The 15,104-nt window shown below is 35.4% G+C and carries 13 protein-coding genes and 1 pseudogene; 1 reads left to right on the top strand and 13 read right to left on the bottom strand.

The genetic code is table 11. The features are described from left to right. Positions 1-65: 65 nt before the first annotated feature. From ACDX78_RS07830 to ACDX78_RS07890, 13 genes are all read right to left on the bottom strand, one after another. The gene (locus ACDX78_RS07830) at positions 66-1,247 is read right to left on the bottom strand and encodes a M24 family metallopeptidase (RefSeq protein WP_486026754.1); all 1,182 of its coding nucleotides are present in this window, start codon (positions 1,245-1,247) and stop codon (positions 66-68) included. Next, the gene (locus ACDX78_RS07835; protein WP_486026756.1) at positions 1,222-2,235 is read right to left on the bottom strand and encodes an ABC transporter ATP-binding protein; all 1,014 of its coding nucleotides are present in this window, start codon (positions 2,233-2,235) and stop codon (positions 1,222-1,224) included. The genes ACDX78_RS07830 and ACDX78_RS07835 overlap by 26 nt, the downstream gene beginning before the upstream one ends. A gap of 8 nt (positions 2,236-2,243) precedes the next feature. Beyond that, positions 2,244-3,221 carry an ABC transporter ATP-binding protein gene (locus ACDX78_RS07840; protein WP_486026757.1) on the bottom strand — a complete coding sequence of 326 codons (978 nt, stop codon included), beginning with the start codon at positions 3,219-3,221 and terminating at the stop codon, positions 2,244-2,246. 17 nt (positions 3,222-3,238) lie between these two features. After that, complete coding sequence (locus tag ACDX78_RS07845) at positions 3,239-4,126, bottom strand: ABC transporter permease (RefSeq protein WP_486026759.1); 888 nt, start codon at positions 4,124-4,126, stop codon at positions 3,239-3,241. A 14-nt stretch (positions 4,127-4,140) separates the two neighbouring features. Beyond that, positions 4,141-5,058, bottom strand: coding sequence for an ABC transporter permease (locus tag ACDX78_RS07850; protein ID WP_486026761.1), 918 nt, complete (start codon positions 5,056-5,058; stop codon positions 4,141-4,143). Positions 5,059-5,136: 78 nt separating this feature from the next. Beyond that, positions 5,137-6,681, bottom strand: a complete 1,545-nt coding sequence (locus ACDX78_RS07855; protein ID WP_486026763.1) for an ABC transporter substrate-binding protein — start codon at positions 6,679-6,681, stop codon at positions 5,137-5,139. A 17-nt stretch (positions 6,682-6,698) separates the two neighbouring features. Then, positions 6,699-7,172, bottom strand: a complete 474-nt coding sequence (locus tag ACDX78_RS07860; RefSeq protein WP_486026764.1) for a MarR family winged helix-turn-helix transcriptional regulator — start codon at positions 7,170-7,172, stop codon at positions 6,699-6,701. A 967-nt stretch (positions 7,173-8,139) separates the two neighbouring features. Then, entirely contained in the window at positions 8,140-9,627 is a 1,488-nt protein-coding gene (mqo, locus tag ACDX78_RS07865) for a malate dehydrogenase (quinone) (RefSeq protein WP_486026766.1), read from the bottom strand. Positions 9,628-9,744: 117 nt separating this feature from the next. Next, positions 9,745-10,458: a FadR/GntR family transcriptional regulator gene (locus ACDX78_RS07870; RefSeq protein WP_486026768.1), complete on the bottom strand. Its 714-nt coding sequence runs from the start codon at positions 10,456-10,458 to the stop codon at positions 9,745-9,747. A 235-nt stretch (positions 10,459-10,693) separates the two neighbouring features. Then, on the bottom strand, positions 10,694-11,965 hold the full coding sequence (locus ACDX78_RS07875; RefSeq protein ID WP_486026770.1) for a TRAP transporter large permease: 1,272 nt from the start codon (positions 11,963-11,965) through the stop codon (positions 10,694-10,696). 120 nt (positions 11,966-12,085) lie between these two features. Next, entirely contained in the window at positions 12,086-12,562 is a 477-nt protein-coding gene (locus tag ACDX78_RS07880) for a TRAP transporter small permease (protein WP_486026772.1), read from the bottom strand. A gap of 117 nt (positions 12,563-12,679) precedes the next feature. Next, positions 12,680-13,675 (bottom strand): TRAP transporter substrate-binding protein, encoded by a 996-nt coding sequence (locus ACDX78_RS07885; RefSeq protein WP_486026774.1) that lies wholly within the window; start codon positions 13,673-13,675, stop codon positions 12,680-12,682. 168 nt (positions 13,676-13,843) lie between these two features. Beyond that, the gene (locus ACDX78_RS07890; protein ID WP_486026776.1) at positions 13,844-14,617 is read right to left on the bottom strand and encodes a creatininase family protein; all 774 of its coding nucleotides are present in this window, start codon (positions 14,615-14,617) and stop codon (positions 13,844-13,846) included. A gap of 297 nt (positions 14,618-14,914) precedes the next feature. Here ACDX78_RS07890 and ACDX78_RS07895 point away from each other — a divergent pair. Next, positions 14,915-15,063 (top strand): annotated as a pseudogene (locus ACDX78_RS07895) (IS5/IS1182 family transposase); the annotation flags it as partial. Between the last annotated feature and the right edge of the window lie 41 nt (positions 15,064-15,104).

The raw sequence follows: 15,104 nt of genomic DNA on the forward strand, positions 1-15,104 counted from the left end.
AGTAAGTTAATTTCTAAAATTAAGCACTTGATTACGATCATCAAGTGCTTAATTATTAAATAGATTTAATAACAAATAAGTGAATTCAGGTCCCTAGGATAGTAGGTCAACATCTCTATACCATTTTCGGTTACAAGCACAGTATCTGAATGCCTGAATCCACCCAGCCCTTCCACATAAATACCTGGTTCCACGGTAACAACCATGCCCGGCTCAATTGTTGTATGGTCACCTAAGTCAAAAAATGGTGCTTCATGACCTAACAAACCAATGTTATGACCAGTATGGTGCTTCGTAAGTTCCGTTATATTATTTTCTTTAAAGTAATTTTGAACGTCTTGCTCTACATCGGAATACTTTCTTCCTGGTCTGATCGCCTGAAAAGCAACCTCTTGCGCTTCATACATATAATTAAAATATTTTTCCTGTTCTTTTGAGGCCTCTTCTACAAACATAACTCGCTCTAATTCACTTGTATAGCCAAATACACTGGATGCTGCTGCGGTCACTAATGTATCTCCCTTTTTCATCACAATGTTTTGTGTAACTGCGTGAGGGAAAGCTGATTCAGGTCCAACCTGACCGCGATAAATGGCGTATGCTGTTTGACCATGGGGCTTATAATCCGGCCCTAATGTATCTATCATAGCCTTCGTTGCTTCCATAGAAGCCTTGCTGGTAATTTCAATTTCACTTAAGCCTGCTTTTGTGTATTTTTGCATTAAACGGTGAGCCAAATTACCCCATCTGCAAGACTCTTTAATAAGTTCAATTTCGTTTGGACTCTTAATAAATCGCATTTCTTCCACTACACCATGGAGGGAAGTAAACGCTTTAGCGTCAATGAGCTCATCTACCGATGGACCTCTATAACCCATTGGTGAACCATAACCTAAAGCATCGTATCCTATCACCTTGTTTTCAAAGTTGAACTCTATTAAAACTTCTTTGAAATATTCCATTGGATGTTTAATTCCTGGATATTCCGGATAAGAATGTACATGATCAATCACACTATATTCTTCTGCGTGCTCATGCTCCAATTCCGGGACAAATAAATGAAACTTATCCTCAGGATCAATCATGGCACCTATCGGCCTCTCTGTAGAATGAAAGTGAAACCCTGTTAAATAAAAGATATCTGTTACTGAAAATAGAACAGCAGCCTCACAACCTTTTTCTTTGTAAGTTTTAATAAACTTCTGTTGCCTCTCTTTAAATTCATGCTTGGGTATGGATAATAGCATCTTCTTTTTCCTCCTTGTATTCTGTATATAAATGACAACTTGCAATATGATCATTTCCAACTTGTTTTAATTCAGGCTCAACTCTCTTACATATATCCATTGCGAATGGGCATCTTGTATGAAAGGAACACCCGGATGGCGGATTAGCCGGGTTCGGCACATCCCCTGTCAGCACTATCCGTTCCCTTTCCTCACTTGGGTGAGAAACTGGCACGGCAGAAATCAGTGCCTGGGTGTAAGGATGCTTTGGATCAGAAAATAATTCTTCTGTATTCGCCAGTTCAACAATCTTCCCAAGATACATTACTGCCACACGATCTGTCATATGTTCAACGACACTTAAATCGTGGGAGATAAATAAATATGTCGGCCCAAATTCCTTTTGCAGCTGTAATAATAAATTAATTACTTGCGATTGAACGGAAACATCAAGTGCGGAGACAGGTTCGTCTGCAATAATAAAGTCCGGGTTCAAGATAACTGCCCGTGCAATACCAATCCGCTGCCTCTGTCCTCCGGAAAACTCACTTGGATACCTGCCTAAATGCATTTTGGAAAGACCAACTATTTCAAGAATATCCACTATTTTCTGCAAGCGTTCCTCCGAACTAAATTTATTATGCACTCTCAAGGGCTCCATAAGGATTTGCTTAATAGTCATTTTTGGATTGAGTGAAGCATATGGGTCCTGAAAAACCATTTGCAATTCACTTCTCAGGGAACGCATTTTATTATAAGGCAGAGATAATATGTTTTCCCCTTTGTATTGAACTTCTCCTGAGGTCGCATCTGTTAAGCGTAAAAGCGTTTTTCCTGTGGTTGACTTTCCACATCCCGACTCGCCCACTAACGCAAATGTCTCACCGGTTTTTATGGAAAAACTTATATCATCAACAGCTTTTACTACTAGCTTTGGCTTAAATAACCCCCGGGATATCTCATAATACTTTTTTAAATTTTTAACTTCTACTAGCGCGTTATCTTCCATAGCATCATTTACCTCCCATCTGACTCTTGCAGCCAGCATTTGCTTAAGTGATCCCCTTCTGTAAAAGCAGGTGGTGTCTTTTCAAAACACTTGTCAAATGCAAAAGGGCAGCGGTTAGCAAAAGCACAACCTTCCCCTATTTCTTCGGGGCGAGGTACTTGGCCTTTAATGGAATAAAGCTTGCTTTTTCTGTCATTATTCGTTGGCAATGAAGATAATAGACCTTTCGTATAAGGATGGAGCGGGTTGTCGAAAAGCTCATTGATTTCTGCTACCTCAACGATTTCTCCGGCATACATGACAACTACTCGATCACACATTTCTGCAACGACACCTAAATCATGGGTAATAAAGAGCATACTCATATTTTTATCCTGCTTTATTTGCTTCATTAACTTTAGGATTTGGGCTTGGATTGTAACGTCCAAAGCTGTCGTTGGCTCGTCACAAATCAATAAATTAGGCTCACATAATAGTGCAAGAGAAATCATCACTCTCTGCCTCATCCCACCAGAAAGTTGGTGCGGATATTCATCAATAATTTGTTCTGCTCTCGGTATGCCTACTTGTTTTAAAACATCTACGATTGCCTGTTTCCTTTGTTTTTTCGACATCTTTTTATGTCGTTTTAACGGCTCGCTTAACTGTTCTCCAATTGTAAAAACAGGGTTAAGTGAAGTCATAGGTTCCTGAAAGATCATCGATATTTCATTTCCGCGCAATTTTCTATACTGCCGGTCACTATAATTTGTAATGTCTTCTTCATCGAAATGAATACTTCCTGACACAATTTTACTTTTTTTCTCCGGGAGAAGTCCTAGTATAGATAATGAAGTAACACTTTTTCCGCTCCCGGATTCTCCAACCACACCCAGCGTTTCACCTTTTTTCAAAGAGAAATCTACACCACGTATTGGTTGAACCGTTCCTTCTCCTGTATTAAATTCTATCCCTAAATTTTTGATTTCAAGAAGCACATCAGTCATTTGTTATCTCTCTCCTATCATTCGCCTTTTAGATCAGGATCCAGTGTATCCCTCAACCAGTCCCCGAACAAATTAACGCCAAGTGCTGTAATGATAATAGCTATACCAGGGAAAGTAATCAGCCACCATGAGCTGAAAATATAGTCTTTACCTTCATTAAGCATATTTCCCCATGCAGGTTCTGGTGGTTGAACACCAAAGCCAAGAAAACTTACTGATGCCTCCGCAATTATATAAGTACCAATTTGCAATGAAGCTAAAATAATAATCGGCGTAAATATATTTGGCAAAATATGCCGTACTAAAATCTCAAATTTTGAAACACCTGTAGCAATAGCCGCAGTAATAAACTCCTTTTCCCGCAAAGCCAGTACCTCACTGCGGACGACTCTGGCAAAAATCACCCAGCCTGCAACAGCCAGAGAAATAACAATATTAGTAAGTCCGGTTCCAATTACCGCGTTAATGACAAGTACCAATAAAATAAAAGGAAAACTTAGTTGAACATCAACAATCCTCATGAGAACTACATCAATCCAGCCCCTGAAGAAGCCCGCAATGACCCCAACAATCGTCCCAACTACTCCAGCCAATAATGCTGTGGCTAAACCAATAATGACTGAAACCCTGGCACCGACAATAATCCTTGATAAAATGTCTCTGCCCAGTTGATCCGTGCCCAAAAGGTGACCATCTGTCATTGGCGGCAATAAACCTTTTGATAAGGGCGCATCCATAGGGTCATATGGTACGATCCATTCTCCGAAAACACTTAGAAATAGTAATAAAACGATAATACTGAAACCAATCATACCCGTCCAGCTCCGTGATAACTTACGGAAAAAATCTTTGACTTTCGATGGTTTTTTATCCTTCTGATTGTCCATAACCTCAGTTGCATTCATAATCGCGACTTCACCTACTTCACTCTAATTTGAGGATTTACATATGCGTATAAAATATCAGCAATAAAATTAATTACTGCATAGATAATAGCAATGATAAATACTCCTGCCAGTACAATTGGAAAGTCTCTGTTTAATAATGACTGATGCAGCAGCCTTCCTACACCCGGCCAGGAGAAAACAACTTCCGTTACTACCGCTCCTCCTAATAAGACACCCAGATCAAGAGCCACTAACGTGATAATTGGTATCAATGAGTTCCTTAAAGCATATTTCATTACTAAACTGGAGGTGGGTGCGCCTGCTGCCTTCGATGTACGGATATAATCCTTATTGAGCACATCAAGCATGGCTGACCTTGTAAAACGTACAAACCTTGAAATGCTGTATAACGCTAAAGTAAATACAGGCAAAATCATATGACTTATTGAACCACCACCGCTTGATGGGAGAAACTGCAACTGTGCAGCAAATATAAAAATTAAAATCAACCCGAACCAAAAGTTGGGGATGGCCTGACCTACAACGGAAAGGCCAACACCTATTCTGTCAAATAGCGTATTTCGTTTATACGCCGAAAGAACACCTAAAGGAATCGCAATTAACAATGAAACAATTAATGCTGCAAATGCTAACTGAAATGTTGCAGGCATTCTTTGCAATACAAGGCCAAGGGCATCTTCCCCACTTCTTAAAGATTCACCAAAATCTCCTTGTACAGCATCAATCATGAAGTCACCATATTGTGCGTATAATGGCCGATTAAATCCCAGCTGTTCCCGATACTCCTCAATTTGTTCCCTTGGCGCATCAGGTGGCAGGAATAATGTCGTTGGATCGCCAGAAAGACGAATTAAAAAGAATACAACGGTAAGAGCCAAGAATACGACGATAATAACTTGTATAAATCTCTTTACTATAAAATCTAGCATGCGATCCCTTCCCTTATGTTTCTTAATGATAGATGGGTGAAAATACTAAATAATTTTTTTAAATAAAAATTCATTCTTTTATTCCCATGAAATTTCAAATACATTTATCTTTTCATCCACACGAGGGGAGAAATTCAAAGACTCATTAATAGCATAAAGATCTGCCTGCTGCCATAACGGTACCCAAGCTGCCTGCTCTACTAAGTCATGCTGCAGTTCAGCATAGCCCTCAAAACGTGCATCTTCATCAAATAATGCATTTGTTTCAAATATCTTTTCTTCGAGTTCTTCATCATAAAAACTACTATATGGTGCATCTTCAGTAAACAAGTTTTCAATTGTTGATTGAGGCTCAAAAGCAGGTCCCCAGCCTAAGATGAACATATCTCCTGTTTCTCTATTCTGAACTCCTTCTAAGTGATTACCCCATTCATTTACCTGTACCTCTACATTAATTCCTATACTTTGCAGCTGTGAAGCAATTGCTTGGGCAATATGTGAATCCATTGGATAACGTCCACTAGGTGTATCAAGGGTTAACGTTAAATCTTCAGGAGTGTAGCCTGCTTCTTCAATTAATTCAACAGCTAAATCAGGATCATAAGCATAATCTTCTGTCTCAACGTAATTAGAGTTGAGTTCGGAAAGTGGACCAGTAATCCTTGTACCATAATCATTTAAAACAGCTTCCAATAGTTCATCTGCATTGATTGCGTGGTTAATAGCTTTCCTCACATTTACATCTTCTAATGGGCCATCAACTAAGTTAGAAAGTGCCAAATAATTAATTCGGGAAGAAGGAACCTCTCCCACCCGGTCTTCTCCTATTTCCTCAACAGAATCTACTGGAATATTTTTGAAAAGATGAACTTCCCCACCCATAAAAGCTGACATTCTTGCACTGAACTCCGGGATAATTCTGAATTCCGCATTTTTAATAGAAGGCTCCCCTTGCCAATAATCATCAAATGCTTCTAGTTTTAAGTGATTATCCCTGGACCATTCAACAAAAGTATATGGGCCTGTTCCAATTGGTTCATTAGAAGCTGTATCAACCCCTACTTCTTCTACATATCCTGGTTCCATAATCAGCAGATCCTCTGTAATACGTTCTATCATACTCGGGAAAGGGCGGGATGTATGTATTTCCACTTCATAGTCGGAAACAACTACAACTTCTTCCACGTCAACCCATCTTGAGCGGTAATAAGAACCATTGCTTTCATCTAAAATATAATCAATGCTATATTTCACAGATTCGGCGTTAAATTCTGCTCCATTATGGAATTCAACCCCTTCTTTTAATTTAAAATACCAAGTTGTTTCATCAATGTTTTCCCATTCCTCTGCAAGAACAGGGACAAATTCACCTGTTTGTCCATCCCGATCAATAAGCGGGTCATAAATATTTCGAATTAATGTGTCTGTTGTATAATTCACATCATGGTTAGCCATCATTGTAGCGGCATCCCCTTCAAAACCAATAACAATTGATTCTTGTTGTTCCCCATCAGTATTCCCAGATTCGTCTGCACCTCCATTTTGACTTTCTACATCAGTGCCTTCTGTACAGGCAGCTAGAAACAGCAGCATAAGGACTGCCAGTAAACTTTTCTTTAACATGAAATCCATCTCCCTTTTCACTCATTTTTTGATAAAATAGCTTCTATGTTTTGCATTGATTTAATTAACATCTCTATCTCTTTTTCATCAACTTTCTCAATCATCCCCCTTACATTTTCACTTGCCCTGTCTGATAATAATTGCAATTCTTTCTTTCCATGCTCTGTTATAAGTAAGTATTTTATTCTCCTGTCATCATCTGCCGATACTCTTTCAATAACTTTATCCTTAATAAGTTTGTTAATTATTCTGCTCACATAACCTTTATCAAATGAAAAATATTCCGACAAATGAGTCGCAGTGCACTTATTCATTTGATCAATTTCAAACATGATCATCGCTTCTGACATAGAGTAAGGGCTTCCATCAGTGTATTGAGCATATAAACCTATCATATTAAGATAGAACCGGTTGAATCTCTTAATTTTTTCAATTTTATCAGCTGAATCATCTGTTGAGACTAATCTGTAATTTTCAATTGATTTCTCCATTCATTTCCATCCTTTTATAAAGAAATAAAATAGTTGCTTCAAACAACTTGTTGTAAATCTTATAATAATTAGTTGTCATTGTCAACCAATTTTTTAGAAATTTTTTATTAATGGTTTGCTTTAGACGTTTTAGACACTAAATAATCTGATATCTCGCAGCTTACACTTTTCACTACCCTAAATTCTTTAGTATCCGTTCTCTTAGAATCGTGGATCACCTTAGGAGCATGTTCCTGATTTTTCTTCTTTTTTGCTACAAAAACCATGCTAGCACCACTTCTTTTTTTGTATGATTATTCCCCCATGGACTCACTCCACTGCGTAACACGCTCCCCGAGAATTGATCATAGTCTCGTTCAAACTTTCTAAAACAACTTTCTTGGTATGCTGAACAATCTCAGAGACTGCATTCTTTGACTGACACCTTTGAAATACAACTCCAGAATCTTACGGCAATTAACCATAAAAAAACCCCTGTATAATATTGTGATGCTTGTTTGCATACATTTTTAATTATACAAGAGGTTATTCAATTAATAGCACTGGTTCTCCGGTCCGCAGAAGGCGTTCTTTTCTCGCACTTTCTGACTCAAAACTCCATATAAGTGGCTCAATTCATCTGCAATAATCAAATATTATAGTAAACAGCATTACCAATTAGCGGTATCTCTTGAAAGGGTGAATAAAAGCTAGAATTACAACTAAAAATAATCCTAGCATTTCCCAAACCGCCAACTTATTAATCATGTATCTTTCTAAAACAATAGATATTGAAGAATACTTAAGACGCAGATAGCATTGCTACATTAGCAGCACTTCCTGTAGGCGGAGTAACTGCAACCATTAATGTATAAAAAAAACAAGAAATATGCAGCAAGAAGTTGTACTCCAAATTAAACAAGTTTTTGAGATTGGCATATTAATGGAATTTTAAAAATTATAATCTCCATATTTTTAATGCCAAGCATCAGTTATACAATTTCAAAGTTTTCATTGTTGAAGGTATGATTTTCTCAATAAGCTCAGGGTTATCAGCTAATTTTTCACCATAAGAAGGAATCATTTCTTTGAGATACGGTTTCCATTTATCAGAATATTGCGGGAAGCATTTTCCAAGGACCTCCAACATAATCGAAACAGAAACCGAGGCACCAGGTGATTCGCCTAACAACGCAGCTAATGAAAGATCTTCAGAATGAATTAATTCTGTGCCAAATTGAAGGGCTCCTTTACCTTGAGTATCTGTATCTTTAATAACCTGAACACGTTGTCCTGCTACTAAGATTTCCCAATCATTGCTTTTAGCATTCGGCACAAACTTCTGTAACTCTCTCATCTTTTGTTCTTTAGACATCATCAACTGTTGGGCTAGGTATCTAATCATAGATATATTTTTCCCCGCAGCTGCCAACATTGTGAAAATATTATTTGGTTTCACAGAAGCCAATAAATCTGTATAAGAACCAGACTTAAGAAATTTAGGTGAAAAACCTGCAAATGGTCCATATAATAATGTATCTTCGCCATTGATGTGTCGTCTGTCCAGGTGCGGGACAGTCATAGGTGGGGTTCCTGGCGGTTCTTTACCATACACTTTCGAATCATGTTGTTTTATTACTTCAGGATTATTACAAACTAAAAATTCGCCACTTATTGGAAATCCACCAATACGTTTACTTTCTGGAATTCTTGTTTTTTGTAATAATGGTAAAGCACCGCCCCCAGCACCAATAAAAACAAAATCAGCAGTGTAAACTTTTAACATATTATTTTTGAAATCATGAACATTGACTTCCCATGATTTATTATTCGTTTGACTAATATCTGTCACCTTATGATTGTAATGAATGTCTACATTATTTTGGTTTTCTAAGTTGCCTAACAATTTACGTGTTAATTCACCAAAATTAACATCGGTGCCATGGGATACTTTGGTAGCTGCTAAGGTTTCATCAGTAGTACGTCCTTTCATCATTAATGGTAGCCATTCTTTTAATTGACCATGATTATCGGAAAACTCTATACCTTGAAACTGAGGATGAGTAGAAAGTTTTTCATACCTCTTTTTCAAATATTCTTTATTTTTTTCCCCATAAACAAAACTTATATGCGGTAAAGGCTGTATAAACTCTTCAGGATTGTATATCTTATTCTCTTCTACTAAATAAGACCAGAATTGTTGTGAGACATGAAATTGTTCATTAATTTCTACTGCCCTGTCTATATCTATGGAACCATCTTGATTTTCGGGAGTATAATTTAATTCACAAAAAGCTGCATGTCCAGTACCAGCATTATTCCATTCATTAGAACTTTCTTCTCCTGCTGTTTCTAGTTTCTCCAATATAGTGATATGCCAGTCTGGTTCTAATTTATTTAGGAGAGTGCCTAAAGTTGCGCTAACAATCCCTGTACCTATTAAAATCACATTGGGCGCAGATGATGCATAATCCATTTGATTCACCCTATCTATAAAGTAATTAGTTTAGAAATTTTAATACACTTAAAATACTCATTTTGTGTTTAAACCACTAGAAAATAAATTAATATAAAAGACTATTTTTAAGAATACTTATATTTTGTCTAGATGACTAAATAATTCCTTATTTACTTCATCAAGATGTTTATACATATATTCACGTGCAAGTTCAGGTTTTCTGTTCTTAATTGCCTGAAATATTTCTTTGTGTGCCAAATATAGTTTATCAGGTTGATTGTTGGAATATAACAAGACTTTCCTAGTTTCTCGTATCGTTTCAGAAATTAGATTCGAAACATTAGATATCAGGTTTATGATTAATGCATTGTGGGTTGCATTGGCAACAGCCATATGAAAATCTGTATCGGCACTTGATGCTAAACTTTCATTTATCTGTGCATTTTTCATTTTTTGAAGAGACTCTTCAATTAGTATTAAATCTTCTTCTTTATGAGCTTTAGAAGCAAGTGCTGCTGTACCACCTTCCAAAATTTTTCGAAGCTCGTATAATTCTTTCACGTCATCTTTTTTCATAAGAAAGGCTGTTGTAACTGGCAATGAAAATTTAGAAGAATCAAAAGGTTGAATGTAAGTCCCCTCACCTTGTCTCATTTCAACAATCCCCATTGTACGTAAACCACTAAGTGCTTCCCGAACAGTAGATTTGCCAACATCAAATTGTTCAGCCAATCGTTCTACTGACTCTAATTTATCACCTGGTTTTAAATCTCCATTCTTTAACATACTTATAATAGACTCTGCTACCTCTTCATAAATTTTTTTTGTTTGTATTTTTTTATATTCCATCTTTAATTATCACCTATTTATTATATTTTGTTGAAAAAGGACACATCTTAATTAACAATTTCTAATATATCCTCTGGTGTTTAGAATTACTTCTCCTTCTTTAACTATTAATGATTAAAATTGCACCTCCTAGCTTAGTTGTACTAGATTGGTTAACAGAAAGATTTGATAAATAAATGGAAAGTAATCGTTTTGCAACTAATCTTCTTTAAGTTTCGGTAAAAAATTAAAATTATTATAATAGTAGATTAGGTAACCAAGTACTAAAAACAGGAAACATTAAATGCAAAATTAATGATAAAACTACAGTAATTATAAATGGCCACAAATATCTAAAAGTTTCTTGTATTTGTATACCAAGCGCATTTGATGCAACAAAAAGATTGATAGCAACCGGAGGGGTCATACCACCAATTATCAAACAAATTGTTAAAATAATACCATATACAAGTGGATCCATTCCTATACTAGTTAAAATAGGAAAAAATATAGGAGTTGTAATAATAATGATTGCTGTCGGCTCCATAAAAGTTCCGAGTACTACAATTAATAACAAAATTATTATTGTTATGAAGATAGGGTTTTCAAAAAATGTTAGTAATGTATTACTAATCATTTGTGGTATATTTTCAGTAGTAATTACCCACCCAAAAGGACCTGTAGCAGCAACAATAAAGAGTATAGATGAACTAGTAATTACTGTGCTTTTTAAAACCTTCGGAATGTCTTTAATCCTCAATTCTTTATATACAAAAAATGATAAAATAAAAGCGTAAACAACAGCTACAGCAGCAGATTCAGTTGGAGTAAATATACCTGTAAATATACCTCCAATAATAATAATGGGAGTTAGTAAAGGTAGAATAGCCTCCTTGAAAGAAATGAAAAACTGCTTAACGCTAAAATCACTACTACTTCCTTGATAATTTAATTTTCTTGCTAATAAAATTGTACATATACTTAATAAAATAGTGGTAATTATTCCTGGTACTACTCCTGCTATTAGTAGTTTTCCAATTGAAGTACCACTTACAGCTCCAAATACAACTAAAGTTATACTCGGAGGGATCAGCGTTCCTAAACCACTAGAAGCAGTGATAACAGAAGCAGAATAACCTTTTTCATAATTACGTTTCGTCATTTCCGGTCCCATGATTGAGCCTATTGCTGCTGCACTAGCTATGCCAGATCCTGACACTGCTCCAAAAAATGCACTTGCAACAACGGCAACCACACCAAATCCGCCTTTAATCGCACCAACTATACTGTCTGCTAATCTTGTTAACCTAGGTGTACTACCTTTTTCCATTAGTACACCAGCAAAAATAAATAAAGGGATTGCCATTAATGGGAAAGAGTCAACACCTGCCACCATACTTGGTATAATTATATCAACTGACTGAATTGGGTCAATCACTATAAACAAAAGAACACTGAGACCAATGGCAAAACCCACAGGGACACCAATCAACAAAAAGAAAAATAAACTTCCAAGTAACATTATCATATAAAACCACTCTCCTCCTGAATCGTCTAAAAAGTAGAACCAATTTTGTGAATAAGTATATACAAAGCATTCATTTCAGAGGATTAAAAATACGATGTTTTTTCTGATGTTTTAATTTCCTCAATTAACTTTCCTTTTGAAATTTTTTACTATATTTATATTTTCTAAAAGCATAAAGTATACAATAAATAAACCAGATATAGGAAATATACTGTATATAATGGTCATTGGGATTTTTAAAGATATAGAATTAAAGTCCATGTTATTTAATAGGTAGTCATAAGAATAAACAGAAACAATAACAACAAATGAAATACATAACAGATTCACTGTAAATTCAATCCATTGCCTGATATACTGAGGAAACATATCTATCAAAGCTGTTATCCGTATATTCGTTTTTTCTGATGTTGATAAGGCCATCCCCAAAAAAGTCAGAAATACCAATGAATATCTTGTAAATTCTTCACCCCAAAAAATAGTTATACCAAATAAATACCTTAAAATCACTTGAAAAAAAATTGTAACTGTAAATGCTATAAGTAAAATATTCGTAAGATTCCCCAATATTATAGTCAATAGTCTTTGTAATTTCATATTATCATCCCCTTAAAAATGCTAATCTAAAGTTAATATTGATATTTTTTTATTGCCATCTCCTCATACTTAATTACTATCCCCAACCTCAACACTGTACTTATTAGTAAGAAGAAATCATCTATATTTTTCAACGGCATTAATTAATTCTTCACCAAACCTCTCACTTAACTCATCCATAATTCGTTCGGAAATTTGTTCAAATTCCTCAATATCAACTTCATTTAGCTCAACACCTTCATCTACAATTCTTTTTATATTTTCTTCCTCTTGTTCTACATGTCTTTCTCTCTGTATATCACGGTACTTTACAGCATTCTCCTCAAGAACCTTACGTTCATCTTCTGATAAACTATTCCATACATCAAGATTAATAATTAATGGTGATGATGAATACATGTGGGATGACAAGCTTAGGTAATCTTGCACTTCATAAATATTTGAAGTATATATATTGTTTATTGAATTTTCCTGCCCATCCATTACTCCTTGTTGTAAAGCGGAATATAGCTCTGTGAAACCCATAGTTACAGGTGATGCACCTAGTTTTTCAAACACTTCTCTTCTGGTATCTGATGTAACACGCAATTTAATTCCATCTAAATCTTCAAGATTTTTAATTGGTTTGACATTATTTGTTATATGCCTGACCCCATGCTCCCAATAAGCTAGTACCTTAAATCCATTATTTTCTGCCTTTTCATTTATAATATTTCCAACTTCGCCATCATAAGCCGCACGCGCATCTTCTCTACTTTTAAAAAGATATGGTAACTCATCTATACCAAATATCGGGTCATACTGTTCTAAAATAGAAATACTATGTGTGAGTTGCATTTGAATTTGTCCTTGTCTAACATGATCTGTTGTTTTAGATTCTGAACCCAAAACCCCATCATTATAGACCTCTACTTGAATTTCTCCATTAGTTTCTTCCTCTACACTCTTTGCAAAGTCTTCTAGTGTTACTCCTATATCATCCGAAGCAGTTGTTACATTTGCAAGCTGTAAAATTTTAGCCTCACTGTTAAGAGAATTTTCATTTGAATTACATCCTGATATTATAAATAAAGTAGTAATTATTACTGACAGGAAAATAATTATCTTTTTCATATTGTCACCTCTATATTTTTTTACGTATTGTCGAAAAATTATAATCATGATAAAACAATAATCTTAATCTTCTATGATAATAATCTCCCCTTTTTATTTATAATAAAGTTTAGTCTGGCTAAAGAAATATGTTATTTTTAGAGAGTTAATGGCAATGATACAATAATATTATCTTGATATTCTTGTACGAAAATATTTAAAAAGTTCTTTTGTATAAGCATTAATACACAATTCACCTAATTCCGTATTACTACCTGTTGGGTCACCTATAACTCCATTTGATGCTTTCTCATGTAAACCTTCATTCAATACTTTTTCATAAGCTCCCGGCTTGAAAATATCTCCGGAATAACCCGACTCGGCCTTATCTAGATTTACTAAATCGGGGTGAATAGCAAGAGTAATAGACGTTTCAGCAATACAAGCATGCCCGCCTACTCTGTCTCCAAGTCCGCCCCATTCCTCTGCAACTGCTCTCCAACTATCGTACATAGAATTAATTTCTGAAAAAACTATAACTTGACATTTAGCACCTACTAAAGAATTCAATTCGGATTCTAATTCTTTTAAAATTGGAAAATTACCACCGTGGCAAGAAAAAAGACAAATAGTATTGAAGCCATGCTGTGCAAGACTAATACAATAATCTTCACATATAGATTTAAAGGTTGAACGTCGATATGAAATAGTTCCTGAAAATTTCATATGATGTTCAGAAAACCCAATTCTAATAGTTGGAGCCACTAAAACATTGCCCATTAGCTTAGCTACTTCTATTCCCTGGTAAGTAGCATGGGCAGAATCCATTAATAGTGGAAGATGAGGACCATGTTGCTCGATGGCTCCTGTTGGTACAATCGCTGTTTTTACACCTTGATCAATTAATTTTTTAATTTGTGGTGATGTCAAACGCTCCATTTGCAATTCATTAAGTTGATTCATAATCACATTCCCCTTTGTTTAAGTTGATATTTAACATTGTCATCTGGTCATCAGATGAATATTGAAATCGGTTTCATCTTATCATGACAAAATATAACTGTCAATAATATAATGAATAATTCAATTTTGCTGTTTATTTACTTAACGTATTTAGTTATTAGTCTTTTAACTATCTCGTCCATCGTTACACTAACAGGCCATGGACTCCGGTTATGAATATAATCCAATACATGAAAAATGCACTGAATGGGCAACAATGTCTTTTTGCTTACAATTAGAAAAATGATAGTGAACCTGTTGGATAATGAAATCATCTGCCAAAAAGTTTACAAAATAAAAATTACGATAGACCTAAGTAAATATAATGCCCGACACATGGATCACAAGCTTGGAAAAAATATTCAAACTATCGCACTGCCGTTAAAAGTGTGAATGCCTCTCTCAAGGTATAATATATTAATAAGTGATACAGGCGAGGAGAAATAAT

Origin of the sequence: Virgibacillus oceani (assembly GCF_041521345.1) — a bacterium.
Taxonomy (GTDB): Bacteria; Bacillota; Bacilli; order Bacillales; family Amphibacillaceae; genus Virgibacillus_N; species Virgibacillus_N oceani_A.

Coding starts and splice junctions, on each gene's coding strand:
- ACDX78_RS07880 (WP_486026772.1), bottom strand. CDS start 12,562: ATGAAATTACAAAGACTATTGACTATAATATTGGGGAATCTTACGAAT.
- ACDX78_RS07840 (WP_486026757.1), bottom strand. CDS start 3,221: ATGACTGATGTGCTTCTTGAAATCAAAAATTTAGGGATAGAATTTAAT.
- ACDX78_RS07850 (WP_486026761.1), bottom strand. CDS start 5,058: ATGCTAGATTTTATAGTAAAGAGATTTATACAAGTTATTATCGTCGTA.
- ACDX78_RS07860 (WP_486026764.1), bottom strand. CDS start 7,172: ATGGAGAAATCAATTGAAAATTACAGATTAGTCTCAACAGATGATTCA.
- mqo (WP_486026766.1), bottom strand. CDS start 9,627: ATGGATTATGCATCATCTGCGCCCAATGTGATTTTAATAGGTACAGGG.
- ACDX78_RS07885 (WP_486026774.1), bottom strand. CDS start 13,675: ATGAAAAAGATAATTATTTTCCTGTCAGTAATAATTACTACTTTATTT.
- ACDX78_RS07830 (WP_486026754.1), bottom strand. CDS start 1,247: ATGCTATTATCCATACCCAAGCATGAATTTAAAGAGAGGCAACAGAAG.
- ACDX78_RS07845 (WP_486026759.1), bottom strand. CDS start 4,126: ATGAATGCAACTGAGGTTATGGACAATCAGAAGGATAAAAAACCATCG.
- ACDX78_RS07855 (WP_486026763.1), bottom strand. CDS start 6,681: ATGTTAAAGAAAAGTTTACTGGCAGTCCTTATGCTGCTGTTTCTAGCT.
- ACDX78_RS07870 (WP_486026768.1), bottom strand. CDS start 10,458: ATGGAATATAAAAAAATACAAACAAAAAAAATTTATGAAGAGGTAGCA.
- ACDX78_RS07835 (WP_486026756.1), bottom strand. CDS start 2,235: ATGGAAGATAACGCGCTAGTAGAAGTTAAAAATTTAAAAAAGTATTAT.
- ACDX78_RS07875 (WP_486026770.1), bottom strand. CDS start 11,965: ATGATAATGTTACTTGGAAGTTTATTTTTCTTTTTGTTGATTGGTGTC.
- ACDX78_RS07890 (WP_486026776.1), bottom strand. CDS start 14,617: ATGAATCAACTTAATGAATTGCAAATGGAGCGTTTGACATCACCACAA.